Raw genomic sequence first — 23,334 nt, forward strand, 5'->3', positions numbered from 1 at the left:
CCGGTGAGGCAAGGCCACCGCCGGGCACGCCGTCGTCGGGACGATCAGCGCTTGGCGGAGCCGACGGAGCCGAGGCGCTCGCAGGCCTCGACCACGCGGGCGGCCATGCCCTCCTCGGCAGCCTTGCCCCAGACGCGCGGGTCGTAGGTCTTCTTGTTGCCGACCTCGCCGTCGATCTTGAGCACGCCGTCGTAGTTCTTCAGCATGTGGTCGACGACCGGGCGGGTGAAGGCGTACTGGGTGTCGGTGTCCACGTTCATCTTGATGACGCCGTTGCGCACCGCGGTGGCGATCTCCTCGTCGGTGGAGCCGGAGCCGCCGTGCATGACCAGGTCGAACGGCGAGTCCTTCACGCCCACCTTGGTGGACAGGCGGTCGCCCAGGCGGGCGGCGACGTCCTTCTGGATGTCGCCGAGGATCTCCGGGCGCAGCTTGACGTGGCCGGGCTTGTAGGAGCCGTGCACGTTGCCGAAGGTCAGGGCGGTGATGTAGCGGCCGTTCTCACCCAGGCCGAGGGCCTCGATGGCGCGCCAGGCGTCATCGGCCGTGGTGTAGAGGTTGGCGTTCTCGTCACCGGAGATGCCGTCCTCCTCGCCGCCGACGGCGCCGATCTCGATCTCCAGGACCGTGTTGGCGGCCTTCGCGCGCGCCAGCATGTCCACGGCGATCTCAATGTTGTCATCCAGGGACTCGGCCGAGCCGTCCCACATGTGGGAGTTGAACATCGGCAGCTCCCCGCGCTTGACCTGCTCGGCCTCCATCTCCAGCAGCGGGAGGATCCAGGGCTCGAGCATCTTCTTGGGGCAGTGGTCGGTGTGCAGACCGATCGTCACCGGGTAGAGGTCACCAACAGCGCGGGCGTAGGCCGCGAAGGCAACAGAGCCCTTGACGCGGTCGAGCCGGGAGGAGCCGGACCAGTAGGCGGCGCCGCCGTTGGAGATCTGGACGATTCCGTCGGACTCGGCGTCGGCGAAACCCTTGAGCGCCGCAGACAGGGTCTGCGAGGAAGTGACGTTGATCGCGGGGATGGCGTACTTGCCGGCCTTGGCGCGGTCAAGCATGTCGGCGTAGGACTCCGGGGTTGCAATGGCCACTGGGTGCCTCCTGAGGAAAGTGAATAGTCAGTGGTGCACCGCTGATTCTGTCACGGATTTGCGCGTCGGTGAACCGGATCATGGTCCCGGTTGGTTCCGAGCCGAGGTTTCACCGTCGGCGATGACCTGGATCACCCTGCCTAGAGCGGTGCCACAATTGAGGTGCAGCTGGTTGGGTGCAAGGACGCCCAGCCGCGCGACTCTCGGAACCTCCGAGGCCGCAACCACTGGAGGTGGTTGACATGGCAGCATCAGCATTCGACCCGTTCCGCGACCTGGATCGCTGGCTGAGTGGCGGCATGGTACGCACGCCCGCATCCGTCGGTATGCCGCTCGACCTATACCGCGAGGGCGAGTCCTTCGTGGCCCGCATCGACCTACCCGGCGTGGACCCCGCGACGATCGACGTCGACGTCGAGGACCGCACCCTGACCGTGCGCGCCGAGCGCCCGGCCACCGACGCCAAGGACGTGCAGTGGCTCGCCCACGAGCGCCCGAGCGGCACCTTCGCCCGCCAGCTCACGCTCGGCCACGGGCTGGCACTGGACCGCATCTCCGCCCAGTACACCGACGGCGTGCTGACCCTGACCATCCCGGTGGCCGAGGAGGCCAAGCCCCGCAAGATCGAGGTCACCCACGCCCCGGCCAACCACCCGGTCATCGAGGCCGAGCAGAGCTGACCGCAGCGCCGGGGCGGCCCGCCGTCGTCCCGCCCAGCGCTCATCGCAACCCGGCCACGGCCGCTTGTTCACCGCCGGGCCCGTTCTCGACTCAGTCGGGGGCGGGCCCGGCGTGCTGCAGCACCCAGGTGTGCATGGCGACGGCGGCCGCGGCGGCCACGTTGATGGAGCGGGTGGAGCCGTACTGGCCGATCCGCAGTACCCGGGAGCAGCGGGCCAACAGTGCCGGGCTGATGCCCTCCCCCTCGCTGCCGAACACCATCAGGCAGCGCTCGGGCAGCACGGCCTCCTCCAGCAGCTCCGCCCGTGGACCGTTATCGATGCCAATGACTTCGTAGCCGGCTTCGGCCGCCCACTCCAGCAGCGCATCCGGCTCGGGGTGGTGGCGCACGTCCAGGTAGCGGTTGGTGACCATGGCGCCGCGCTTGTTCCAGCGGCGCCGCCCAATGATGTGCACGGCAGCCACGTTGAAGGCGTTGGCGGTACGCACGATCGACCCGATGTTCAGGTCCTGGGCGACGTTTTCCACGGCCACGTGCAGCGGGTGGGCGCGGCCGGCCAGGTCGGCGCGGATCGCCTCGATTGTCCAGTAGCGGTAGCGGTCGACGACGTTGCGGCGGTCGCCGTCGGCCAGCAGCGCCCGGTCGTAGCGGGGGTCGTCGGGCCAGTCGTCCCGCCCACCGGGCCACGGCCCGACCCCGACCTCGCGCGGCGCACCCTCCTCTGTCCGCGCATCGGGCTCGAGCGGCCCGGACGGGTCGGCGGTGTCGCGGTCGTCTGGGATGTCCGGATCAGCGCCGCCGACGTCACCCGCACACCGTTCACCTCGGTATCCCAACATCATCATCTGTCCCCTGCCAGTACGCGACATACGACCACATCCACGATCGCACCTGCGGTAGCTTAGTGACCGTCCTACCGACACGGCTTCAACATGACGACGTCGTCCGAGGAGTCCCATGGCCTTCCCCGACATCACCCGGGAACTGATCGACCGCATCGTCACGCCTCCAGACAAACTGATCTTCCTCACCGGTTCGGGAATCTCATACGAGGCCGGCTACCCCACTTGGGATGACTTCGTCATCAACCTGCTGGTGGGCTCGGGCGCACTGCCGGATCGAGACTCCGCGCGCGGATACCTCGCCGCCGCCGGCAACAGACAAGTCATCGCCGAAGGCGCCCGCGCAGCATGCCATGCGACGGCAGTCAAGCAGGGCGTCGACCCTGACGACGCTTGGCGATCACTGGTCGCACGCGCGCTGCACCCCGCCAACACCCCCGATGACGCCATCGCACCTCCAACCACCTTGCATTACATTCTCGCTAGGCACGCGGCCGCTCACGGGCTTTCGATCCTGACCACCAATTTCGATCTGCTGCACGAAGGAGCCGCAGCGGACTACAACAGATCAGACGTCTTTGTTCTAGACGATTTCCAACCGAGCGAATCTTTCATCAGCGACAATAACGGAAACGACAGGTATCTCCCTACGGTATTTCACCTGCACGGTTATGTTGATGACACAATGTCATGGGAGGGTGGAACTCTCACAGGATTCACATCTGTCAACCCCATAGTAACCCAGTCCGACTACAATAAAGTATTGCACGACAAGAGCAGTTGGCAACTCGAGTTGCTGAATGCAATCAGAACATCCGGATTCAGCCTTTTCATAGTCGGACACTCACTGACGGACCACGATCTACAGGCATGGTTCGAAGCGATACGAAACTCCGCATCTAGGTCATGCAACAGCGACGAGTCAGCATCTCCCACTGAGAGCGTCCCTCTGGGCTACCTGGTGATCGCGAAGGAGAGCTTAGGCGGGCTACAGGATCTGGGGGACGCCGATTTTGCGGATTACCGTCGACTTCTCGAAAAGCAGTGGGAACAACTCGGAATCACGGTGCTTATCACGGAACACTTTTCTGACGCAACGACGCTAATCGAGGAGTACCTGTATCGCTATGGCGCCGGTTCCACTTCCCGCAGCGACAACCAGTCACCGCAAGAACGCGTTTCTCACATCTTCAACAGCGTTGTCAGCGGCAACCGTCTCGAGACTACATCCCGGGCGTTCGTCAAATGTGCCACGCTAAACCTGAAGGACGACCGGCTTGCACGGTCAGACGTGTCAGTGTGGCTCGCCGACGGCTCCCATCAACTGCACAGGATTGGCAAGCAAGGACACGTCTTCCTGATTCCGGAGGTCGTCAAGACGATAAGCACTCGACCAGGCAGCATGTGGGTGGCAGCACAGGCCCTACATTCTGAAACGCAGCAAGTGGAGACGAAAGGCATAGAGCACTGGGACGCAATTCTTGGACAGCGCGTGACAATCTCCCAGCCGAACAAACCACCAACCGTATGTGGATCCGTCACGATCGCAGTCCAACTCGCAGATGACGCTGACACCGGTTCGAAAAACGCCCAGGATCTCGCGGACGCAATAGTCGAGGACCACGCCCTTCATGATTACCTTGACAAGCTCGTCAAAGACGTAGCCGATGTTCTTGAACGCCAGCTCGCGCCGCTCGCCTAGCCGCCGCGAGTCATGTATCCTGAGTTGGTCTCTTGAGGAGCAGACATGACGATGATGATGCAGTCTCTACCGCAGTCACCGAATCAGCCCGCACAGGAAGAGCGTGTTGTCGCCGTCCCGGTCACTGGCGACGGAACTCGGTTCCGTCTGGTGACCGTGCGTACCGGCCGTCGCAACATTCGCACGCGATCCAAGCCGCAGCGCACCGAACCGCAGTCAAAGACGGCAAGAAGCGCCTGACCGTCGCCGATCCGAAGCTGACGGACGCTGCAGATACAGTCCTAACGCAGTCCTCGTCCTAGCGCTGGCCTCCCGGCCCCCGCTCACACGTGGAGCCTGCGGGGCGGTCCCGGGCGGCCCGGACCGGTCCGCGGTGTCAGTCAAGTCCCAGGTCCGCAAGTCCGAGGGCAGCGTGGTAGGGCAGGCCGGCGGCCTCGATCCGCTCGCGCGCCCCGGTGGCGCGGTCCACGATCACGGCGACGGCGAGCACGTTCGCACCCGCCTCGCGCAGCGCGGCGACAGCCTCCAGCGGGGAGCCGCCGGTGGTGGAGGTGTCCTCCAGGACTACCACGTTGCGGCCGGCGACGTCGGGGCCCTCCACGCGGCGCTTCATGCCGTGGTCCTTGGCGGCCTTGCGCACCACGAAGGCGTCCAGGTCCAGCCCGCGGGAGGCGGCCGCGTGCAGCATGGCGGTGGCAACCGGGTCGGCGCCCATGGTGAGCCCGCCGACGGCGTCGACGTCCTCGGTGCTCAGCCCGGCCTCCTCCAGCATGTCCAGCATGACGTGGCCGATGAGGGGGGCGGCCTCGTGGTGCAGGGTGGCGCGGCGCATGTCCACGTAGAAGTCGGACTCCAGCCCGGAGGCGAGGGTGACTTTTCCGCGGACGACGGCGAGGTCGCGGATGAGTTCGGCCAGGCGGGCGCGGTGGGAGTCGTTGGCGATCACGTCGGTACTCACGCAACAAGGCTAACCCGGCGGTGGCTGCTGGACGATCTCAAACCGGCCCTTGGCGTTTGAGGTTGTGATGGTGAGGGGGGGATGGGTGTGTGGATGGTGGGATGCCGATGGTTGTGGAGGATTCGCGTCTGCGCACCGCTTGGTGACGGGCGGAGGCCGGAAATGTCCACATTCGGCATTAACGCCGTCGATGCGAATGCAGCCCAATGCGGCATCCGCATGATTTCAACGTTTTGTTCGCGGCCGCCGACACGGCTGGCACCCTTCGTGCCGAATCTGGACATTCCGCTGCGGCCTGCACCCGGGATCGGCCCACCACACCCTCATACCGAAAGCGCCACGTGATTCCCACCGGTCTCGGCATGTAACAAGTGCCGGTCTCGGCGAAAGAGGGGAGGGTCAGGCGCCGGTGAGGGCGCGCAGGGACTCGTCCATCTGCGCAGGAGTCAGCAGGCCCACGTGCACCTGCTGTACCACGCCGTCGGCACCGATGAAGAAGTGGGAGGGCACGCCCATGATCCCGTAGGCGGCGGAGATCGCCTGGTTGCGGTCAGGCACCTGGGTGAACTCGTTGCCCACACGCTCGGAGTAGGCACTCACCGCGGCGGCGTCCTCCCCCACATAAACCACGATCACCTCCACGTCGTCGCCGTATGCGGCGGCCGCCGCCTGCACATCGGGCATCTCGGTGCGGCAGCCCGTGCACCAGGTGGCCACGAACATCAGCCACACCGGCCGCCCCTCCGTGGCCTGCGGATCCAGCGCCACCTCCTGGGAGTCGAGGTCCGCGGCGGTGAAGGCGGGCGCCGTCTGCCCCGCCACCGGGGCGGTGCTCGCCCCCGCCACGTCCACCTCGGTGACTACTGCGATCTCCGCCTGGGCCGGCCCGGCATCCTCGGGCCCCACCGCCCACCAGGCGGCGATGGCAATGGCGAAGGCCGCCACGATCACCACGGCCACCTGCCCGAAGTGGGAGCCGCGGACGCCGGCGCGCCAGGCCGGCTCGCCGGGGACACCGCCCCGGGCATTGGGATCGGCGTCGGGCCGGTCACCGGCGTCGGCGGAGGCCTCCTCCGGCAGCTCGTCACTCATGTCGTCACGCATAGGAGTGCAGTCCTCCGAAGAACAGGTTGCCCAGGTAGGTGAACAGGACGGCGGCGAATCCGAGGATCAGCAGCCAGGCGGCGCGGTTGCCCCGCCAGCCGCGCGTCACGCGGGCGTGCAGGTAGGCGCCGTAGATGAGCCAGGTGACCAGGGCCGCGGTCTCCTTGGGGTCCCAGCCCCAGTAGCGCCCCCAGGCGACATTCCCCCACAGCGCCCCCAGAATCAGCATGAGCGTGAGCATGGGGAAGGTGACCACGGTGGCCCGGTAGGCCAGGTCGTCCAGCACCTCCTGGCGGGGCCAGCCCCGCCAGCGCACGTGCGGGGCCAGCAGGTACATGACCGCGGCGGCGAAGGAGACCACTGCGGCCCCGTATCCCAGCGAGGCGGTGAACACGTGCAGCGTCAGCAGCGGAGAGTTCTGCAGCGCCGGCATGAGCGGGCTCGGCTGGTAGGACAGGGTGGAGGCGTAAATCAGCATCGCCAGGATCACCGGCAGCACGATGATTGACACGGTGCGCACCCGGTAGCGCCACTCGAAGACCACCTGCGCCAGCATCATGCCCCAGGCAAAGCAGATGGCGAACTCGTAGTGGTTGGAGAAGGGGGCGTGCCCGGTGGCGATGGCACGGGCGATCAGCGAACCCGTCAGCAGCAGCAGGCCCAGCTGAGTCGACTTAGCCGCCCACCAGGTGATGGTGAAGCGCTTGATCGGGGCTCGCTGAACCCCGCCGGTCACCTCCACGGTGCGCTCACCGTCGCCGGTGTCGACGACGACGCTCACCCCCGCCCCTCCCGCCGGGGCCGCGACGGCGGCCCGGGACATGCGGGCGGAGAAGAATGCACCCAGGTAGGCGATGGTGGAGATCACCACCAGGGCGGTGGTGATCAGCAGCAGGGCCTGGGAGTACTCAAGCATCGGCGTCGGTCCTTTCCGCGTGCTGGGTCATCTGTCCGCTCAGGCTGACGGACATGTCGGTGAAGAAGGCACTGAATCCGTAGTCGCGGCGGTCGGGGGAGGCCAGCTGCACCAGGGCGCCGTCGTCGGCCTCGGTCACCCGCACCCAGATGCGCCGGTGCCGGAAGAACATGGTCATGCACACGCCGATCGCCAGTAGGCCGAAGCCGACCCAGACGATCGGGGCACCGGGGTCGCGGCGCACGATCATGCCGGTGAACTGCTGCTCCCGCTCAAAGGTCAGGGTGTAGTCCCCCACCGCCGTCGGCGCACCCTGGTCCAGGATGGCCTGCGCACTGGGCGTGGTGGCGTCGCCGTCGTACAGCTCGACGCGCACCTGGCCGGGCTCGATGCCGGTGCCCACCTGCCCGGAGGCGGCCTCGACCACGTACAGCACCGGGCCGTCGGGCAGGGTGGTGTGGCCGTAGTTGAAGATCTTGTCCGAGGTGGTCCACTCCAGAGCGACGCCGTCGTGGAGGATCTCCGTCCCAGAGGCGTCGGCCACGCGCATGACGGCGGATACCCCGAAGTAGGACTGGTGGAACATGACGCCGTGGTAGCTCAGCGGGGTGTTGACCCGTACCTGCTGGGAAGCGACCTGCTGGCCGGCGTCCAGCAGGGTCAGGTCGGCGACGTAGTCCTTCGGCGAGCCGTCCTCGTAGTAGGTGTCCTGGAAGCTGTTGGCCTGCGCCGTCAGGGCGGTGCCGTGGCCCACGTCCTTGGGGTAGCCGACGGTCAGGGTGAACTGCTGGTCGCGGAAGCCGGTCAGGGAGGAGACCACGAACCCGGCCATGACCACCACGAAGGCGAGGTGGGCGAACACCGTGCCGAAGGGCGCCCAGTAGTTGCGGTCCAGGTAGGCGTTGAGGCCGGGACCGCGCTCGTCCACGATCACGCGCATGCGGCGCCGACGGGCGTCCTTGCACACGATCGCGAAGGCGTCCGCGGCGCTGAGCGGCGCGGTGAAGTGGGAGCGCAGCCGGGCCCGGTCGAAGAAGCGGGCGGTCACCCGGGTGCGCGGGTGCCGGTAGGCCCGCCAGATGACCGGCAGGCGATGCACCGTGCAGGCGAGGATAGAGGCGGCCAGCAGCCCCATCACCACCAGGAACGGCACCGAGGTGAACATGTTGAACGCGCCCAGCGTGCGCAGAATGCCGGTCCAGCCGCCGAACACCGGCCGCACCTGCTCCAGCCACTGCTCGGTGGCCTGGGCATCCCCCCGGGCGGAGTCGGGCATCTGCGGGAAGATCGCGCCCAGCAGCCCCAGCAGGCCGGCCAGCAGAATCAGCACCAGGCCCACGGTCTTGTTGTAGAAGAAGGCGTAGACCTGCCGGAGCACCTGGCCCAGGGGCAGCGCGGCCTGGTCGTCCAGGCCGTCCACGGCCCCGGAGCTGCGCGGCGCCCCGGCGGTACGCGGCTCCGGGGGCAGCGTCTTGGTCTGTTTCACCGTCAGTGCCTCCTTACTTATAGTCCCAGCGAGGGAATCAGCGCGGACAGCCGGGTCAGCAGGCCGCTGACCATAAGCAGCCCGACGACGACGAGCACGCCCCCGCTGGCCAGGGACACGCCCACGTGGTGGCGGCGGAACCAGTCGAATCTCCGCGTCACCTGAGCCGACCCGAGGGCGACCGCGATGATCGGGATGCCCAGGCCCAGGCAGTACGCGGTCATCAGGGCGATGCCGGACCAGACCGTCGGGCTCGCCGTCGCCAGCGCGAGAATGCCCCCGAGGATCGGGCCGATACACGGGGTCCAACCCGCACCGAAGGCGATTCCCATCAGGGCGGCGCGCAGCGGCGACCCGGCGGCGTCGGCGGGGCCGGAGGCCCGTACCTGGGTGTCGAAGGGCCGCAGCGTCAGAATGCCCGCAACGTGCAGCCCCATCAGCACCAGGACCGCCCCGGCCACTATGCGCAAATGAACCACGTAGGGGCCCAGTGAGCGCCCAAGCAGCCCGAGCGCGGCCCACAGGGCGATGAAGACCACGGAGAAGCCGAGCACGAAGCTCAAGGAGTTCGCCAGGGCGGCGCGGCGGCGCACGGGGCCACTCCCGGCCCCCACCAGCTGCCCCACGAAGGCGGGCACGATCGGCAGGAAGCAGGGCGAGGCGAAGGAGACGAGGCCCGCCAGCAGGGCGACAGGAAGAGTCAGCTCCATCCGCTCACCCCGCGCTCGGCGTAGCCGTGGCCGAGCCCATGGTTCCCACATGACCCCGGACATTCGCGGCCATCTCCGAGTCTGGGGCTAGCTGAAGCACCTTCTCCCAGCACTGATTCGCCCGGTCGGCGTCGGGAGGGGTGCGGGCCATGTACAGGAAGCCGAGGTTGTACCAGGGTTCGGCCACGTCCGGGTCGATCTCGGCGGCGCGCAGCCAGTGCGCCTCCGCCTGCTCGTACTGGTTGGACTGGTACTCCGCCACGCCGATGGTCAGCAGCGCGTCCAGGTTGTCGGGGTCGACGTCGAGGATCTGCTGCAACCAGGTAATGGAGTCCTGGTACAGGGCCGCCTTGAGGTACATGACGCCCAGCTCCTGGCGGGACTGCGCATCCGCGGGATCCGCCTGCGCCTGCGCCTGGAGCTCCGCCTCCCGCTCGGTGTCCACCGGCTCGGCCTCATCCATGGCGGCGATGGCGCTCGCATCGGCGGTGGCCGCGATGGACGGGTGCCCCTCGGGCAGCGCCGTGTCGGCGGCATCGTCCTGTCCCGCCTGCTGCACGATGATGACGACGGCGGCAGCCAGCAGTGCCACGAGCACCAGGTTCAGGCGGGAGACGCCTCCGCGCGGCCGCGCCGTCGCGGAGGTGCGGCCGCGTACGGCCTTGACCGGCCGGGCGGGGGCAGCATCGTCGTCCTCCGCCAGCAGGTCCTCGACGTCGGCCGCGTCCTCACCGTCGTCCTCACCATCCTGCTCGTGCCCAATGCCGTCTTCAGGCGCAGGCTCGTCGGCGGGCTCGCCGTCCGGCGTCCTGCGTGCCGCGGCCGCGGCGGCGTCGGCGGCCTTGCCCGCGCGCCCGGCCTCAGGGTCGGCCTCGAGGTCGGCCTCGAGGTCGGCCAACTGCGCGGCCGCCCATCCCTTCAGCCCTTCCGGGGCGGTGGCCAGGAAGGCGGCAAGTTCCTCCCGATTCGGCTCACCGCTGGTCTCCTGTGCTCGCGATTCCTCGTTCCCCTGCGCTTGACGCATACCGCTCTTGTACCCCGTCAGTCGCCGGTGTCAGGCAGGTGCTGCTCGGGGATGGCCGGCCCGATCCCGTTGTCCACCTCGACTCCGCGCAGCGCCAACTGCCCGGAGCGGGCCCAGTCGGTCGCCTGGTTGAGGATGGAGATCGAGTAGGCGGGTGCGTGGAAGCCGCGGCCGTTCTCCGAGAAGGAGTAGTCGATCACGAACTGTGCCTTGCGCTGGTAGTCGCGGGCCGTGGCCAGCTCGTCCGCCGACGCACTGCCGTCCTCATCCGCCGCCGTGATATCGGTGATCAGCGCATCCAGGGCGGTGAAGGATACGTTCAGCGAACCCTGCCAGCGGGTCTGGATGACCTCTACCCGCTCGCGCATCTGCGCCGCCGTGGAGTGGTGGCAGGTCAGGCAGGAGGCGTTAATGCTCTCGTCACTGACCATCGGGCTCATGATCTGGTGGTTGGAGACCTTGGCGGCACCCTCCCGACTGTAGGCCATGTGGCAGTCGGCACAGGTCACGCCATTTTCGGCATGGATACCCTGGGCCCAGGTCTCGAAGTCAGGGTGCTGCGCCTTGAGCACCTCGGCACCGGACTCCTCGTGAGTGAAGTCGGTCCAGCCGACCTCGTCGTAGTAGTCCATGGCGTCGTATACGGTCAGGCCCTTGTCCCACGGGAAGGTCAGCGTCTTGGAATCGCCGGCGAAGTAGTACTCCACGTGGCACTGGGCGCAGACGTAGGAGCGCATCTCCTGGTTAGTAGCGTCCCGGTTGACGTCGTAGTCCGCGATGCCCTCGGCGGCCTTGGCCTTGCGGATGCCGTCGATGAAGGCGGGCCGGGTGATAGTCAGCTCCATGGTCTGCGGGTCGTGGCAGTCGATGCAGGCGATGGAGGAGGAGGTGTGCTCGTAGGCCTCGTCGTAGCTCATGGCGTTCATGGCGTGGAAGCCGGCCTCACGGTCGCCGTCGCCCAGCTCGTCGTATACCTCCGGCATGGAGGCGTGACAGTTCAGGCAGGTGCCGGGCTGGTTGAAGCGCTCGTCGGTGCGCTCGGTGTAGCGCTGGTCCACCAGCGCCCACTCGTGCCCGCGCGGCTCGGTGTAGTCCACCGCGAAGGCGTAGCCGCGCCACATGCGCTGGGCACGGGTCTCGGACTCGATCCGGGAAATCGTGTGGTACTCGCGCGGATCCTCAGCGGTGGGGGTGACGGCGATGAAGTCACCGTCGGTGTCCTCGATGGTCTTGCGGTACTGCTCGTACTGGATGGGGAAGTTCTGGCCCCATATGGCCGGATCGTAGGTGGTGTCACTCAACTCGACCACCTCGGTGAAGGGGGACGCCGACTCCTGCTTGTGCTCGAAGATAGTCGTCAGCATCCAGGTCACGGCACCTGCCGCCACGGCGACTACCACCAGCACCAGGGCGGGCACCCACTTCTGCGCCCGCCCGGCCTTGCGCACACCGCCCGCCGCATCGGCCTTAGCGGCCTGTGCGGCGCCGTCCGCCCCGTCCAGGTCCGGATCCAGGTCCGCGTCCAGGCCGGGGTCCTCCATAGCGGCGTTGTCCCTCTCGGTACTCATGTCGCATCACCTCGTGTGCCCGACGCCGTCGTGACAGCGGATGCACGACACCGTCTCGTCTTTGTGGGTGGAACTGTTGGTGGCCTGGTCGACGAAGTCGCCATGGCAGTAGAGGCAGGCCGCCTCGGTGATCTCACGGTTGTGCTCGCGGATCTGGATGTTCTCCGGATAGTCCTGCAGCGTGAACTTCAGGGAGTGCCACAGGCCGTTGTCAGCCTTGTTGATGTACTTGTAGACGACGTTGTCATGCGGAAGGTGGCAGGAGTTGCAGGTGGCCACTTCATGGTGGCTGCCCCGCTGCCAGGCCTCGTACTGCTCATTCATCGCATGGCAGTTGGCGCAGGTGGCCGGATCATCACCGAGGTAGGCGACAACACCCGAGTAGTACACGGTGAAGCCGCCCACTCCCAGGACCGCGCCCAGCAGCGCCGCCAGGGCGATCCTGGTCCAGCCGGTGAACAGGCGCGTATAGCCGCGCCATAGCGTCCTGACGAGACGTACCACGCGGCACCCCCTCACGCTCCGGGAATGTCACGCCCCGTCCGTTGGGGACACGGACCGACAAGGGCTTCCTGACCGTATGAAGGATATCACACGGCGTCGTGAAACGTCAGGACTTACGCCCCAGCCTCCGGCCGGGGGCACGTAGCAGTCACGGCCGGCTAGCCATAGCCGACCAGTCAGTAGCGGGTGCGCACGCTGGCATGCCCGGCGATGCGCCGCACCACCCCGCGGGGCGCCACGCGCAGCAGTGCGTTGACACCCAGGTACCGCAGCGAGGGCGTGCAGATGACCTGGCCGCGGCGCACCGCCGCGAGCGCGGCCCGGGCCACATCGTCGGCCCGCAGCCAGGCGATCGGCGGCCAGGCCGCATCCATGCCGGCGCGGTCGTGGAACTCCGAGCGCGTCAGGCCAGGGTTCACCACCGTGGCCGTTACGCCGGTGCCGCGCAGCTCACTGGCCAGGCCCTCGGTGAAGGTGCGCACCCAGGCCTTGTGCGCCGCGTAGGTACCCATGGCGGTCAGCGCGGTCACGGAGGCGACGTTCAGGATGGCGCCGTGCCCGCGCGCGATCATCCCCGGCACGGCGGCGTGGGTCAGCTCCATCACGGCACCGACCATCACGCTCAGGGCCCGCCGCTCCTGGGCGATGTCACCTTCTGCGAAGGCCTGCCCGACGGCAAAGCCGGCGTTGTTGACCAGCAGGTCGATGGGCTGGGCGGCCACCTGCGCGGCGGTGTGCGGGGCGTCAGGGCGGGCCGGATCCGCCGCGGGGTCGGCTGCGGGCGCTGCGACGCGCAGTCGCTCGGCGACGCGGCCAACGTCATCGGCGACCGACAGGTCCGCGGCGATCACCTGCACGCCGACTCCCGCCGCCTGACTGATTTGCGCGGCAACCCGATCCAGCCGCGCGCGCGTGCGGGCCACCAGCACCAGGTCGTGGTGGGCCTCGGCGAGCTGCCAGGCCAGCTCCAGGCCGATTCCGCTGGTGGCGCCGGTGATGAGTGCGGTTCCCATGGGGCTGAGCCTAGCCGCGCCGCCCACCGCCCGCACTACGCGCACGGGCGCCGGGCGGGCGGCCACGGTAGCCTGCCCGTATGCGCCTGGCTACCTGGAACGTGAACTCCGCCCGCACCCGCGTCGACCGGATCGTCGGTTTCCTTCAGCGCAGGGACGTAGACGTGCTGGCCATGCAGGAGATCAAGTGCCGCCCCGACCAGTTCCCCCGCGCGCCCTTCGAGGCGGCCGGCTACGAGCTGGCCGTGCATGGGCTGAACCAGTGGAACGGCGTGGCCATCGCCTCCCGGGTGGGGCTGGCGGACGTCGTTACCGCCTTCCCCGGGCAGCCCGGCTGGGCGGCGAAGGCGGGGGCCGAGCCGGTGGTGGAGGCGCGGGCTCTGGGCGCCACCGTCGGGGGCGGGGACGGCGAGCCGGTGCGGTTGTGGAGCCTGTACGTGCCCAACGGCCGCGAGCTGGCACACCCGCACTACCAGTACAAGCTGGCTTGGCTGGCGGCCCTGCGCGATGCTGCGGCAGGCTGGATGGCGGCGGATCCGGGCCAGGCGCTGGCACTGGTCGGCGACTGGAACGTGGCGCCGCGGGATGAGGACGTGTGGGATGTGAGCGTTTTCGAGGGCGCCACGCACGTGTCCGCGCCGGAGCGGGCTGCTCTGGCGGCGTTGGAGGCTACCGGCCTGACCGAGGTCACGCGCGAGCGCGTCACCAACTACACCTACTGGGACTACCAGCAGCTGCGCTTCCCCCGCAACGAGGGCATGCGCATCGATTTCGTCTACGGCTCGGCCGCCTTCGCGGCGCGCGTGCGCGATGCCGCCATCGAGCGCGACGAGCGCAAGGGCAAGGGACCGAGCGATCACGTGCCCGTCATCGTCGACCTCGACTGACCGGGATGGCCCGGGGTCCGCCCCGCGTCGGCCTTCCCACGGCGCGCCACGGCGCGCTAGTGCGAGTGACGCACGCTTAGCCATCGGTGCGCGTCACAAGAACCGCGAAATTCTGCGGTTTCACTAAGCGCGCCGAAAACGGCGAAGGGCTCCAGCGTGCGCCGGGTCCTTCGCCGCACGTGGGAGCGTCGGCGCCGCGAGTCGGGCAATTTCAAAAATGGCTGTTTTTCAAGGAAAAGTCCCGATTCAGGTAATTGGGGCGACCGGCTGAGCGTGCGCGGCCGCGATGCCCGAGTCATAGGGCGAGTAGCTGGGCGCTGAGCGCGGGCCAGTTCTCCCGGTGCACGGCACTGAAGGGGCGCGCGCCCAGGAATACCGCCTGGCGGCGGGCGACCGGGTCTATCCAGATGAATGAGCCGGACTGGCCGAAGTGGCCGAAGGTCTCGGGGCTGTTCGTCGGGGCGGTCCAGTGCGGCTGCTTGGCGCCGCGAATCTCCAGGCCAAGGCCGAATTCGTTTGCGGCCTGGCGTCCGTATCCGGGCAGTACGCCCGGCAGGCCGGGGTGGACGGGGCGGCGTGCGGCTGCGGCAAGAGCGGGCGAGACGAGGGTTGGGGCTGCGAGCTCGCGGGCGAAGGCGGCCAGGTCGGCGGCGCTGCCCGTCCCCGAGTATGCGGGCGAGCCGGGGATGCGGACACTCGCCATGCCGAGGGGTTCGAGGACGCTGGTCTCAACCCACTCCTCAAGCGGGGTGGCGGTCGCCTCCTCCAGGCACCGACCGAGGATTTCGAAGCCGCGGTTGGAGTAGATGCGGCGGTGGCGCGGCGGCGCCAGGACGGCATCGGAGTCGAAGGCGATGCCGGAGGCGTGGGCGAGCAGGTCACGGATGGTGGCGCCGGGCAGGCCGGGCGCAGCCGAGGCGCCGAGGTCCAGCAGGTGCCGGTCGGCGGCGACCAGGACGCTCCAGGCGACGATTGGCTTGGTCAGCGAGGCAAGTGGAAATACGGCGCGAGCATCGCCCACCTCGGCCAGGGTGCGGAAGCGGGGTCGTGTGCCGGGGGCTGCGGGGGCGCCGGTGCCCGCGTCCGTGCGGTGTTCATCGGCGATGAGCGCGATGGGGAAGTCGAAAGCCGTTACGGCAGGGAGGGCCTCCGGCCCGACCGGGGCGGGCACGGCGCCAAACCCAGCAGGGAGGGCCCCCGGCCCGGACGTGGTCGGCACGGCGCCTCCTCAGTGCAGGCAGAGCAGTTGCTCGTGGAGGACATCCAGTACGGGCGCTTGCGAGGCCGGGCCGCCGCCCAGGGCGCGGGCGATCTGGGTGGTGAAGGAGTCGACGCGGTTGTTGGTGTCACGCAGGTCGTAGTACTGCTGGACCTCGGCGTCGTAGGCGGCCAGGGCGTCGACGTGGGCGTCGAGGTCGGGGTAGGTGTCCACGGAGGTGACGATCTCGCGGGGCAGGCGCGGCTTGTATTGCGGTTCCTGGGCGGGGTGGCCCACCAGCAGTCCGAGCAGCGGGTAGGTGCGCTTAGGCAGGCCCAGGGCGGTGATGACACGGCGCACGTCGCCGATGATGGAACCGAGGTAGACGGTGCCCAGGCCCAGGGACTCGGCCGCGACCACCATGTTCTGGGCGGCGATGACGGCGTCCTCAACGCCCTGGAGGAACAGGGCGGTGCGCTCGAGCGGCTCCAGGGAAGCGCCGGCCCGCTCGCGGATGACGGCGTTGCGGTGCAGGTCCACCACGAACACGAACAGCTCCCCGCGCTCTCCACCCACGTAGGGCTGGCCGGAGGCGAGGTGAAGCTGCGCGCGCACCGCGGGGTCCTGGACCCGGATGACGGTTACCTGCTGCTGGAAGGAGGAGCTGGCGGCCTGACGGGCGACATCCAGCAGGGTGGACACCACGTCCTCGGCAACCGGCTCGGAGGTGTAGGCGCGGATGGTGCGGTGGGCCATCTGGGTGGCGATTGTGGTGTTGGTGACTGGGGTGGTCAAGGGGGCGGTGAGGGCGTCAGTAGGTGCTGAGGCAGCGGCGCCGGTGGAGTCATTGGCGGGCGTGGTCGTCATGTCTCGACTCTAGCCCGGTCGGCCGGGTCGGCGCCGGGAGACTTGGGCGACAGCCACGAGCGGGGACGGCCCCGGCGGCGGACGCCTACGATGGGGCCGATGCCCTTCTACCACCGCCCGCGTCGCCCGTTGCGCCAGACGCTCCAGCCCCGCCCGAGCACGAGCGCACCCGATGCGGCGGACGTCGCGGGAGTGGGTTACGCCGTCGTCGACCTGGAGACCACGGGGCTGTCACCGGCGGCGGACTCGATTATCGAGATCGGCCTGGTTCTGGCGGGACCGGACGGGACGGTGGAGCGGACCTGGTCAACCCTGGTGAACCCGGGCGTCGGCGTCGATGTGGGGCCCACGCACATTCACGGGCTGGTGTCCGAGGATCTGATCGGGGCACCCGCGCTCGCTGACGTCGCCGACCTGCTGGTGCGCGACCTGGCGGGACGGGCGGTCGTGGCCCACAACGCGCGCTTTGACGTCGGCTTCCTCACCCAGGCGCTGGGCGGCTTGGACCGCCTGGAGCGCGGGGCGCGAGTGCCGCGGGTGTGCACCATGGAACTGGCGCGGCACTTCATGGCCACCCCGTCGCGGCGGCTGGTGACCTGCTGCGAGACCGCCGGGGTTCAGATTGGGCGGCACCACACGGCGCTCGACGACGCCCTGGCCAGTGCCGGGCTGCTGCGCCACTACATGGCGGTGGGGCGGGAGCGCGGCGAGGAGCCGGTGGCCTGGTCGCGCTCCCTGGCCGAGGCGGTGGTCTTCAATGGCTGGCGCTGGAGTGAGGCGTCGGCCCGCGCCCAGGAGGCGCGCCTGGTGCCGCGCCGCGGCGATGGCGTGCTGCGGCAGGTTGACGCCGGGCGGCTGTAGGACGTGGCAAACGCGCATTACGCATGTGGGCTAGCAGACCTGTGCGTAGTACATAGATTCTGATTTGTGATTTACTGCCGCGGGTTCGTATCCGCACGTCTCATCGAGAGGCTCCCTGATGTCTTCGATCCCCCTGGCAGCTCCTGGTTCGTCCTTTGGTTCGTTGCCTGGGGGCCGCGTGGAGTGGTGGGAGGTGTTGCGTGATCGTGTGACCGGCACGGCCTGGTTCGGACGCCTGTTGCGGTTTCGGGCGGCGTGTTCGTGGGTGGCGGCCGTGGTGGTGCTGGTGGCACTGATCGTGTCGCCGACGTTGCGGGCGGCCCTGGGCGCGTGGATCGGCTGCATGTGGCTGGTGCTGTGCTGGTTCGCACTGGCGCGGGCGAAGAGCGTGTCTTGGGCGCTGGTGTCCGGGGTGCTGGCGGCGGCGATGCCGTGGGCGGGGGTCATCGCGGCAACGAGTACGTGGGTGTCGGGGTTGGCTGAGGTGTCGGTGAGCTCTACGGCCGCTTCGGTGGTGGTGGCCCCGTTGGTGGAGGAGGTGGGCAAGCTGGTGCCGCTGGCGGTGCTGGCAGTGGCGGCTCCGGGGCGGGCGCGGCGGCTGCTGGCGAGCGACTGGCTGGTGCTGGGCGTGGCTTGTGGCGCTGGGTTTGAGGCGGTTGAGGAGATGGCGCGTCGTGTTCTCATCTTGGAGGCGCAGCCGAGCCTGTTCGGTGCGCTGGGTATGTTGACGTGTTCCTATCAGGGTGTCGGCGACTTGGAGTGCTTGGGCGCGGCCACGTTCTCCCTCAGTCCGTTCTCAGGTCAGGCGGGGGAGTATCTGGTTTTCGCGGGGCACGCGATAGTGACCGGCCTGGTGGCCGGGACGGTGGGGTTGTCCGTAGCTGCGTGGCGCCGGTGCGCAGGCATGACCGGTCCGGGGCGCCTGGTGGCGCGGGCGGTGTGCGCGCTGGCGCCGTTGTGGGCGTTGTGGGTGGCGATGGTGGATCACGCCGGCCGCAACGCCAGTCAGTACGGTGCCTGGTCGAGTACCGGGGACCAGGCGCCGTGGTGGCCGGTGGGGGCCACTTCTGCTTTGACGCTGGGCGGTCACGGGCGCGGCTGGGTCCTGCTGGCCTTGTTGGGTGTGGCGTGGCTGTTGGACATGCGCACGCTGTGGGAGGGCGGCTACACGCTGTCGCTTGAGGGTGACGACGGCGGCGGGCGGTGGGGGCTGTGGCGGCTGCGGCTCATCAAGGCGCTGCGCTATGACCGCTGGCGGCCGCTGCGGGCGGTGCTGATCGATCTGGTAGCCACCGCGGGGATTGAGTGGCGGTGGGCCTACCTCACGCTGCTTGAGGCCGCCGACACCCGCCAACCAAGTTTGTTGGCGGTTGCGCCCGCGAGGCTGCGCGTGGGCCGGGAGGAGGCGGCGCGCGCGGTGCTGGACGCCGTGCCGCAGCGCTGGTGGGTGTGGCGGCTGGCGGGCGTGGGCTCCCTGGGGGTGGCCGTCGGCGTGGTGGCTCTCGCCCCGGTGCTGACCGCTGCCCTGGAGACGCAGTTGAGTAGCTCCGGGGTCTTGTGGTGGCTAGCGGGGATTCTCCACGCGCTGGGGGCCTGGTGGGAGGGCCTGAGCCTGGGGCAGAAGGCCGCGTTGTTGTTCTTTGTTGGGGCGGTGGTGGTGCTCACCGGAGGTACGCTGGGGCTGGCCTTCGAGGTCGGCATGGGTGTTACCACTGCGCTCGGAGCGGCTCATGGCGCCGCTGACCTAATGCGTGACCCGTCCGGGACGGCACGCCGCTATGTATCCACCCACACGCCCGCTGAGGTGGTCTTGGACTTGGCCTTGGCGGCGCTGACCTTCGTGGGCGGTGGCGCGGTCAGTGGGATGGGCGGGCAGACCGCCCGCGGCGCCTACTGGGCCTCCCGGCAGGCCGCCCGTGAGGCCCGCTACGAGTACTGGCTGTGGCACAATAACCGGGCCGCCTGGCGTAGTTACGTCAAGGAACGCAACCTAGCCGTGCGCCGGTACCTGGCCGATGAAACCGGTGCGGTAAAGCCCGGTTTGTTCGATCCGCGTGCCGGCAAGCACTACCCCGGCGTGCGCAAACCCGTGCGCGGGTCCAGTGAGGGCGGTGTCGGTACCTGGGGTAAGGGCCGGAACCACAGCCCCTCCTGGCGTTCGGCGACCTATGAGGAGCAGGTCACCGGTGTGCGCGTGGATGACTCCTACTTCGTGGGCGGCAAGGAGTTCGACGGATTCAGGGACGGCGTGCTCCTCGAGGCCAAGGGCGAGGGCCTGGCAAACCTCATGAACAAACCCTGGGGCGAACACATCATCCCCGACATACAGCAACAGGCATGGGACCAGGTCGCCGCGGTGCGCGCCACCGGCACCAACACACCCATACACTGGCACATCGCCGAACAAGAACTATACGAACGACTCCTCGAACTCCAGAAAGGAGGAGACTTCCCCTCCACAATAAAACTCTTCTTCACCCCACCCAACTACTACTAACAAATTCAAGTAGAGAGGAAAGGATAGACGCCATGAAATGGCACCTTTCATTTAAAAGCCAGCGTCCGGGTCTGGATCAGCGTATGGATGAGTCGATCGCCAGGGCGTGGGAGTTCATGCAGGCCATCAAGCCGTATGACCCCACCTTCCACCGGTGGCGGGAAACCGCCCGCACCAAGGCGCAGGCGGAGGCCAACCCCAACATCGAAACCCTCGACCAACTCCGCCAAACCGTCCACAACAACTGGAAACCCGACCTACCAGGACCAACCATTATGCTGTTCAGTGGGGATGTCGACACCGACGGCAGCAGCCTCGGTCTCACACTGGGACTGATCTACCCCGACACCCACTCCATACGGCTTGAGACAGGTCGCGCGCTTGGGGCGCGTATTGACGCTGACGAGGACTTCGCCGACTGGCTGATATACACCGGCGCCCGCATTGTCAACCCCACCATCGGCGCACTACGCCGCCAAGGCGCCCCACTCAACCCCGACCCCGAACCCTACGACTACGTGCCCGGTTGGAAGATGTTCTTCCACCGCGACTCACCCCACTGGGGCCAGGCCCACGCCCTCGCAAGCAAAGCCGTGCCCGTAGCCGAGGGCGCCATCCTCACCTACGGCACCCCCGACACCTACACCCAAACCCTCAACCAATGGCCCCACCAGCAATGACCGGCGTGGCCGACGAGATGACCTAGACGAGATGACCCAATAGAACCGAATTGGGACTAAAACCCGACCAGGAACCCGTCGTCGTCAACTACTACTCCCCCAGCGGCGGCCAGCAGTGCGGCGGCAACATCCTCAATGAGAACGCGTGCGGCAGCGCGTGCCTGCCGCACGCCGTCAGGCGGATCCTCGCGGTGGGCATCGGCAGGGTCCAAGGGCGTCCACACGATCTGGTAGGCGATTACGCCGTCGCGCGACCACGCCTCACCCCGCACAGCCAGCGGCACCTCCTCCGCCGCCTGCACGCGAATCTCGATCCCACCCCACTCGGGGTGCGCGTGCGCCACCTCCGCGACTACGCCGTATCCGTCGCGCAGCTCCTCCACGGGTGCGCCCGCCGCCCGAGCCCGGGCCTCCTCCTCCGCCTGCTCATGGCGGCGACGCTCGGCCGCCTGCCAGGCCGCATCCAGCACATCCTCACCGATGGTCTCAGAAAGACGGACCAGCTCCTCATGCGGAATCGCGGCAAGGCCGGTCGGGCCCGCCGTCGGCTCCGCATGCAGCAGCAGGCGAGCACCCGGAGCGATCGGGGCCGCCACGGAGACGGCGCCATCAGGCGTGATCCACACCGGCGAGTACACGGTAAGGGTGGTGGACAGCTCGGGGTCGGGGACCACGAGTACTGGAACAGTACGACCACCGGCATCCTGCGGGTCGCCAGCCAGCCTGAGCCCTCCGGCCAGGCGGCGGGCCATCGCGCGTAAACGGGTCAGCGCAAGCAGTTCGGCGCTGGCGGGCTGGGCCAGCGGGAAGGCATCCGTAAGTGGATCAATACCCGCCAAGGCGGCCGGCAACGCACCGTCCCGCTGCGGCGGACAGTCCAGGATCATCACCTGGGCGACCCACTCGGGCAGCTCCAGAACACCCCGCAAGTCGGCGTCGGTGTCCCACGGCCCCTGCAGCTCGGCGCCGGGAGCCACCTGCAGGCGGGAGGCGCCCACCCAGCCGGCGTTCTCGTCCAGGGACAGGGCCAGAGCCTCAACCTCATCGACGGTCACGTCATCGGCTAGCAGCAGGAGGTGCTGCGCATCGGCGCGCCCCACTGGGAAGGAACCGACCGTGGACAGGGCAGCACTGGGCAGGGTAGTGGCCAAGTCGGTGCCCGCGGCGTAGAAGTCCGGCAGCACCGGGACAGGCTGCTCCTGGTCGGCGGAGCGGTTCGGCTTACTCATGCGCCCGGCCCCTCGGAGACGGGCGCGGCGGCTTCAGCCAAGGGGCCTGCGTCAGTGATGCGGATGCGGTGGAATGACAGATGTGAGCGCGACGCCGTCGGGCCGCGCTGGCCCTGGTAGCGCGAGCCGGTGGCGCCCTGGCCGTAGGGCGCGGCAGCGGGCGAGGACAGGCGGAAGAAGCACAGCTGCCCGACCTTCATGCCGGGCCAGAGCTTGATGGGCATGGTGGCCGTGTTCGACAGCTCCAGGGTGACGTGCCCGGAGAAGCCGGGGTCGATGAAGCCGGCGGTGGAGTGGGTCAGCAGGCCCAGGCGCCCGAGGCTGGACTTGCCCTCCAGGCGGGCAGCGATGTCACCGGGGAGGGTGACGCGCTCGTAGGTGGAGCCGAGCACGAACTCGCCGGGGTGCAGCACGAGCGGCTCATCGGGGCCAACGTCGACCAGGTGAGTGAGCCGGTCCTGCTCGACAGCGGGGTCGATAACCGGGTAGCGGTGGTTGTCGAACAGGCGGAACCAGCGGTCCAGGCGCACATCAATAGAGGCGGGCTGGATCATCTCCGGGTCATAGGGCTCGAGGCCGACGTGACCGGATTCGAGTTCTGCGCGGATGTCACGGTCGGAAAGCAGCACGCCCCCGATTGTGCCAGGTTGCCGGCGCCCCGGCACCCGGCTCGGGGCGCCGCGGCCGACTCAGTTGCTCAGCGGCACGCCTTTAGCGTCGACGCCCCACGGCTGGGCGCCGGGCGTGGCAGTGAGGATGATGATGCCCTCAACCAGTCCCCAGATCCCCGATACCACGGCCAGAATCCCGAATGACAGCAGCGTGATCAGCAGCTGGGCAATCGCCTTGCCGTTGTAGCCGAGGTAGAAGTTATGAATCCCGAACGCCCCCAGGAAGATGCCCAGCAGTCCCGCGGCGACCTTGGACTTCTGGTTGTACATGGCGTAGGGCTGGCCGTACGCCGCGGCCGGCGCCTGGTAGGCAGGCTGCTGGTACCCGGCCTGCTGGTAGGCGGGATCTTGGTACCCCTGCTGGTAACCGGCGTTCTGGTAGCCGGCCTGCTGCGCCTGATCGTATCCAGGCGGGTAGCTACCGCTCGTGTAGGCCTGCCGCCCCTGGTAGGTGTCTAGTTGCTGATAGGGATTGGCTGCCGAAGCGTCGGAGGAAACGGCATTGTCCTGGGAAACCTGGGACTCCGGCTGATAGCCGCCGGAGGGGTCCTGCATGTTCGCCCCGTCGGAGCCGTCAGTGTTCTGCGGCTCGGGCGGGCTGAAGGGCGAGAAACTCATATGCTCACTCTGGCAGATCGGGGCGCGGCCACGCAGCCCGTCTCATGGGTCGTTCTCCCCACGCGAGGAATCTCACGCCCATTGCAGCGACTTGGGTCACGCTGCCGCGCAGTACCGGCCGACCCGCCTGTTTGCGCCGGTGCGCACCGGCCCCCGCGGGCACCGGCAGCCACCGGCGGGACTCACCTCTACCGGGGCGCGTTGCAACGCGCCCACCACGTGG

Annotated in this window: 23 protein-coding genes; 7 read left to right on the top strand and 16 right to left on the bottom strand. The window is 68.4% G+C overall.

Going from position 1 to position 23,334, the window contains the following annotated elements:
* Positions 1-44: 44 nt before the first annotated feature.
* Complete coding sequence (gene fbaA, locus GZ997_RS04515; RefSeq protein ID WP_161924964.1) at positions 45-1,094, bottom strand: class II fructose-bisphosphate aldolase; 1,050 nt, start codon at positions 1,092-1,094, stop codon at positions 45-47.
* Positions 1,095-1,336: 242 nt separating this feature from the next.
* Between fbaA and GZ997_RS04520 the strand changes: the two genes are divergently transcribed.
* Positions 1,337-1,774, top strand: a complete 438-nt coding sequence (locus tag GZ997_RS04520) for an Hsp20/alpha crystallin family protein (RefSeq protein ID WP_161924965.1) — start codon at positions 1,337-1,339, stop codon at positions 1,772-1,774.
* Positions 1,775-1,865: 91 nt separating this feature from the next.
* Here the strand turns inward: GZ997_RS04520 and GZ997_RS04525 are convergent, their stop codons facing one another.
* The gene (locus GZ997_RS04525; protein ID WP_162679016.1) at positions 1,866-2,621 is read right to left on the bottom strand and encodes a TrmH family RNA methyltransferase; all 756 of its coding nucleotides are present in this window, start codon (positions 2,619-2,621) and stop codon (positions 1,866-1,868) included.
* 112 nt (positions 2,622-2,733) lie between these two features.
* Here GZ997_RS04525 and GZ997_RS04530 point away from each other — a divergent pair, with 112 nt between their 5' ends.
* Together GZ997_RS04530 and GZ997_RS04535 are read left to right on the top strand one after the other, a co-directional pair.
* Positions 2,734-4,320 (top strand): SIR2 family protein, encoded by a 1,587-nt coding sequence (locus tag GZ997_RS04530; RefSeq protein WP_162679017.1) that lies wholly within the window; start codon positions 2,734-2,736, stop codon positions 4,318-4,320.
* A gap of 45 nt (positions 4,321-4,365) precedes the next feature.
* A complete protein-coding gene (locus GZ997_RS04535; protein WP_161924967.1) occupies positions 4,366-4,560 on the top strand; it encodes a hypothetical protein in 195 nt (64 codons plus the stop codon).
* Between the two features lie 136 nt (positions 4,561-4,696).
* Here the strand turns inward: GZ997_RS04535 and pyrE are convergent, their stop codons facing one another.
* The 9 genes from pyrE to GZ997_RS04580 all read right to left on the bottom strand — a co-directional run bounded on the left by pyrE (position 4,697) and on the right by GZ997_RS04580 (position 13,603).
* Entirely contained in the window at positions 4,697-5,266 is a 570-nt protein-coding gene (gene pyrE / locus GZ997_RS04540; protein WP_202616349.1) for an orotate phosphoribosyltransferase, read from the bottom strand.
* A 411-nt stretch (positions 5,267-5,677) separates the two neighbouring features.
* Positions 5,678-6,382 carry a TlpA disulfide reductase family protein gene (locus GZ997_RS04545; RefSeq protein WP_161924968.1) on the bottom strand — a complete coding sequence of 235 codons (705 nt, stop codon included), beginning with the start codon at positions 6,380-6,382 and terminating at the stop codon, positions 5,678-5,680.
* Positions 6,375-7,298 carry a c-type cytochrome biogenesis protein CcsB gene (gene ccsB / locus GZ997_RS04550; RefSeq protein WP_162679018.1) on the bottom strand — a complete coding sequence of 308 codons (924 nt, stop codon included), beginning with the start codon at positions 7,296-7,298 and terminating at the stop codon, positions 6,375-6,377. The genes GZ997_RS04545 and ccsB overlap by 8 nt, the downstream gene beginning before the upstream one ends.
* A complete protein-coding gene (locus GZ997_RS04555) occupies positions 7,291-8,784 on the bottom strand; it encodes a cytochrome c biogenesis protein ResB (protein WP_308807122.1) in 1,494 nt (497 codons plus the stop codon). The genes ccsB and GZ997_RS04555 overlap by 8 nt, the downstream gene beginning before the upstream one ends.
* A 17-nt stretch (positions 8,785-8,801) precedes the next feature.
* Positions 8,802-9,494, bottom strand: coding sequence for a cytochrome c biogenesis CcdA family protein (locus tag GZ997_RS04560; RefSeq protein ID WP_162679019.1), 693 nt, complete (start codon positions 9,492-9,494; stop codon positions 8,802-8,804).
* Between the two features lie 4 nt (positions 9,495-9,498).
* A complete protein-coding gene (locus GZ997_RS04565) occupies positions 9,499-10,518 on the bottom strand; it encodes a tetratricopeptide repeat protein (RefSeq protein ID WP_162679020.1) in 1,020 nt (339 codons plus the stop codon).
* Between the two features lie 17 nt (positions 10,519-10,535).
* Complete coding sequence (locus GZ997_RS04570) at positions 10,536-12,086, bottom strand: ammonia-forming cytochrome c nitrite reductase subunit c552 (protein WP_237564189.1); 1,551 nt, start codon at positions 12,084-12,086, stop codon at positions 10,536-10,538.
* 6 nt (positions 12,087-12,092) lie between these two features.
* A complete protein-coding gene (gene nrfH / locus GZ997_RS04575) occupies positions 12,093-12,590 on the bottom strand; it encodes a cytochrome c nitrite reductase small subunit (RefSeq protein WP_162679021.1) in 498 nt (165 codons plus the stop codon).
* A gap of 176 nt (positions 12,591-12,766) precedes the next feature.
* Entirely contained in the window at positions 12,767-13,603 is an 837-nt protein-coding gene (locus tag GZ997_RS04580) for an SDR family NAD(P)-dependent oxidoreductase (RefSeq protein ID WP_162679022.1), read from the bottom strand.
* Between the two features lie 80 nt (positions 13,604-13,683).
* Here GZ997_RS04580 and GZ997_RS04585 point away from each other — a divergent pair, with 80 nt between their 5' ends.
* The gene (locus GZ997_RS04585) at positions 13,684-14,490 is read left to right on the top strand and encodes an exodeoxyribonuclease III (RefSeq protein ID WP_162679023.1); all 807 of its coding nucleotides are present in this window, start codon (positions 13,684-13,686) and stop codon (positions 14,488-14,490) included.
* A 295-nt stretch (positions 14,491-14,785) separates the two neighbouring features.
* Here the strand turns inward: GZ997_RS04585 and GZ997_RS04590 are convergent, their stop codons facing one another.
* Positions 14,786-15,661 (bottom strand): serine hydrolase domain-containing protein, encoded by an 876-nt coding sequence (locus tag GZ997_RS04590; protein ID WP_162679072.1) that lies wholly within the window; start codon positions 15,659-15,661, stop codon positions 14,786-14,788.
* A 57-nt stretch (positions 15,662-15,718) separates the two neighbouring features.
* Positions 15,719-16,444 (bottom strand): NADPH-dependent oxidoreductase, encoded by a 726-nt coding sequence (locus tag GZ997_RS04595; protein ID WP_238994273.1) that lies wholly within the window; start codon positions 16,442-16,444, stop codon positions 15,719-15,721.
* 210 nt (positions 16,445-16,654) lie between these two features.
* On the opposite strand from GZ997_RS04595, the gene GZ997_RS04600 reads away from it, so the two are divergent.
* The 3 genes from GZ997_RS04600 (at position 16,655) to GZ997_RS04610 (ending at position 20,593) form a co-directional block, all read left to right on the top strand.
* Positions 16,655-17,416, top strand: a complete 762-nt coding sequence (locus GZ997_RS04600; RefSeq protein ID WP_161924973.1) for a 3'-5' exonuclease — start codon at positions 16,655-16,657, stop codon at positions 17,414-17,416.
* A 193-nt stretch (positions 17,417-17,609) separates the two neighbouring features.
* Positions 17,610-19,913 carry a PrsW family glutamic-type intramembrane protease gene (locus tag GZ997_RS04605; protein WP_343212271.1) on the top strand — a complete coding sequence of 768 codons (2,304 nt, stop codon included), beginning with the start codon at positions 17,610-17,612 and terminating at the stop codon, positions 19,911-19,913.
* Positions 19,914-19,996: 83 nt separating this feature from the next.
* Entirely contained in the window at positions 19,997-20,593 is a 597-nt protein-coding gene (locus tag GZ997_RS04610; protein ID WP_162679026.1) for a hypothetical protein, read from the top strand.
* A gap of 56 nt (positions 20,594-20,649) precedes the next feature.
* Here GZ997_RS04610 and GZ997_RS04615 read toward each other — a convergent pair whose 3' ends face one another.
* From GZ997_RS04615 to GZ997_RS04625, 3 genes are read right to left on the bottom strand one after another with little or no spacing between them, the layout of a single operon-like run.
* Positions 20,650-21,822 carry a hypothetical protein gene (locus tag GZ997_RS04615; protein WP_238994253.1) on the bottom strand — a complete coding sequence of 391 codons (1,173 nt, stop codon included), beginning with the start codon at positions 21,820-21,822 and terminating at the stop codon, positions 20,650-20,652.
* Positions 21,819-22,451: a dCTP deaminase gene (gene dcd / locus GZ997_RS04620; protein WP_162679027.1), complete on the bottom strand. Its 633-nt coding sequence runs from the start codon at positions 22,449-22,451 to the stop codon at positions 21,819-21,821. The genes GZ997_RS04615 and dcd overlap by 4 nt, the downstream gene beginning before the upstream one ends.
* A 60-nt stretch (positions 22,452-22,511) precedes the next feature.
* Positions 22,512-23,111, bottom strand: a complete 600-nt coding sequence (locus tag GZ997_RS04625) for a TM2 domain-containing protein (protein ID WP_238994254.1) — start codon at positions 23,109-23,111, stop codon at positions 22,512-22,514.
* Positions 23,112-23,334: the final 223 nt, after the last annotated feature.

Origin of the sequence: Actinomyces sp. 565 (assembly GCF_010365615.1) — a bacterium.
Lineage (GTDB): Bacteria > Actinomycetota > Actinomycetes > Actinomycetales > Actinomycetaceae > Actinomyces.

Coding starts and splice junctions, on each gene's coding strand:
- GZ997_RS04610 (WP_162679026.1), top strand. CDS start 19,997: ATGGATGAGTCGATCGCCAGGGCGTGGGAGTTCATGCAGGCCATCAAG.
- GZ997_RS04625 (WP_238994254.1), bottom strand. CDS start 23,111: ATGAGTTTCTCGCCCTTCAGCCCGCCCGAGCCGCAGAACACTGACGGC.
- GZ997_RS04545 (WP_161924968.1), bottom strand. CDS start 6,382: ATGCGTGACGACATGAGTGACGAGCTGCCGGAGGAGGCCTCCGCCGAC.
- GZ997_RS04535 (WP_161924967.1), top strand. CDS start 4,366: ATGACGATGATGATGCAGTCTCTACCGCAGTCACCGAATCAGCCCGCA.
- GZ997_RS04525 (WP_162679016.1), bottom strand. CDS start 2,621: ATGATGATGTTGGGATACCGAGGTGAACGGTGTGCGGGTGACGTCGGC.
- GZ997_RS04600 (WP_161924973.1), top strand. CDS start 16,655: ATGCCCTTCTACCACCGCCCGCGTCGCCCGTTGCGCCAGACGCTCCAG.
- GZ997_RS04570 (WP_237564189.1), bottom strand. CDS start 12,086: ATGAGTACCGAGAGGGACAACGCCGCTATGGAGGACCCCGGCCTGGAC.
- GZ997_RS04580 (WP_162679022.1), bottom strand. CDS start 13,603: ATGGGAACCGCACTCATCACCGGCGCCACCAGCGGAATCGGCCTGGAG.
- GZ997_RS04560 (WP_162679019.1), bottom strand. CDS start 9,494: ATGGAGCTGACTCTTCCTGTCGCCCTGCTGGCGGGCCTCGTCTCCTTC.
- GZ997_RS04595 (WP_238994273.1), bottom strand. CDS start 16,444: ATGGCCCACCGCACCATCCGCGCCTACACCTCCGAGCCGGTTGCCGAG.
- GZ997_RS04565 (WP_162679020.1), bottom strand. CDS start 10,518: ATGCGTCAAGCGCAGGGGAACGAGGAATCGCGAGCACAGGAGACCAGC.
- GZ997_RS04615 (WP_238994253.1), bottom strand. CDS start 21,822: ATGAGTAAGCCGAACCGCTCCGCCGACCAGGAGCAGCCTGTCCCGGTG.
- ccsB (WP_162679018.1), bottom strand. CDS start 7,298: ATGCTTGAGTACTCCCAGGCCCTGCTGCTGATCACCACCGCCCTGGTG.
- GZ997_RS04530 (WP_162679017.1), top strand. CDS start 2,734: ATGGCCTTCCCCGACATCACCCGGGAACTGATCGACCGCATCGTCACG.
- GZ997_RS04585 (WP_162679023.1), top strand. CDS start 13,684: ATGCGCCTGGCTACCTGGAACGTGAACTCCGCCCGCACCCGCGTCGAC.
- GZ997_RS04520 (WP_161924965.1), top strand. CDS start 1,337: ATGGCAGCATCAGCATTCGACCCGTTCCGCGACCTGGATCGCTGGCTG.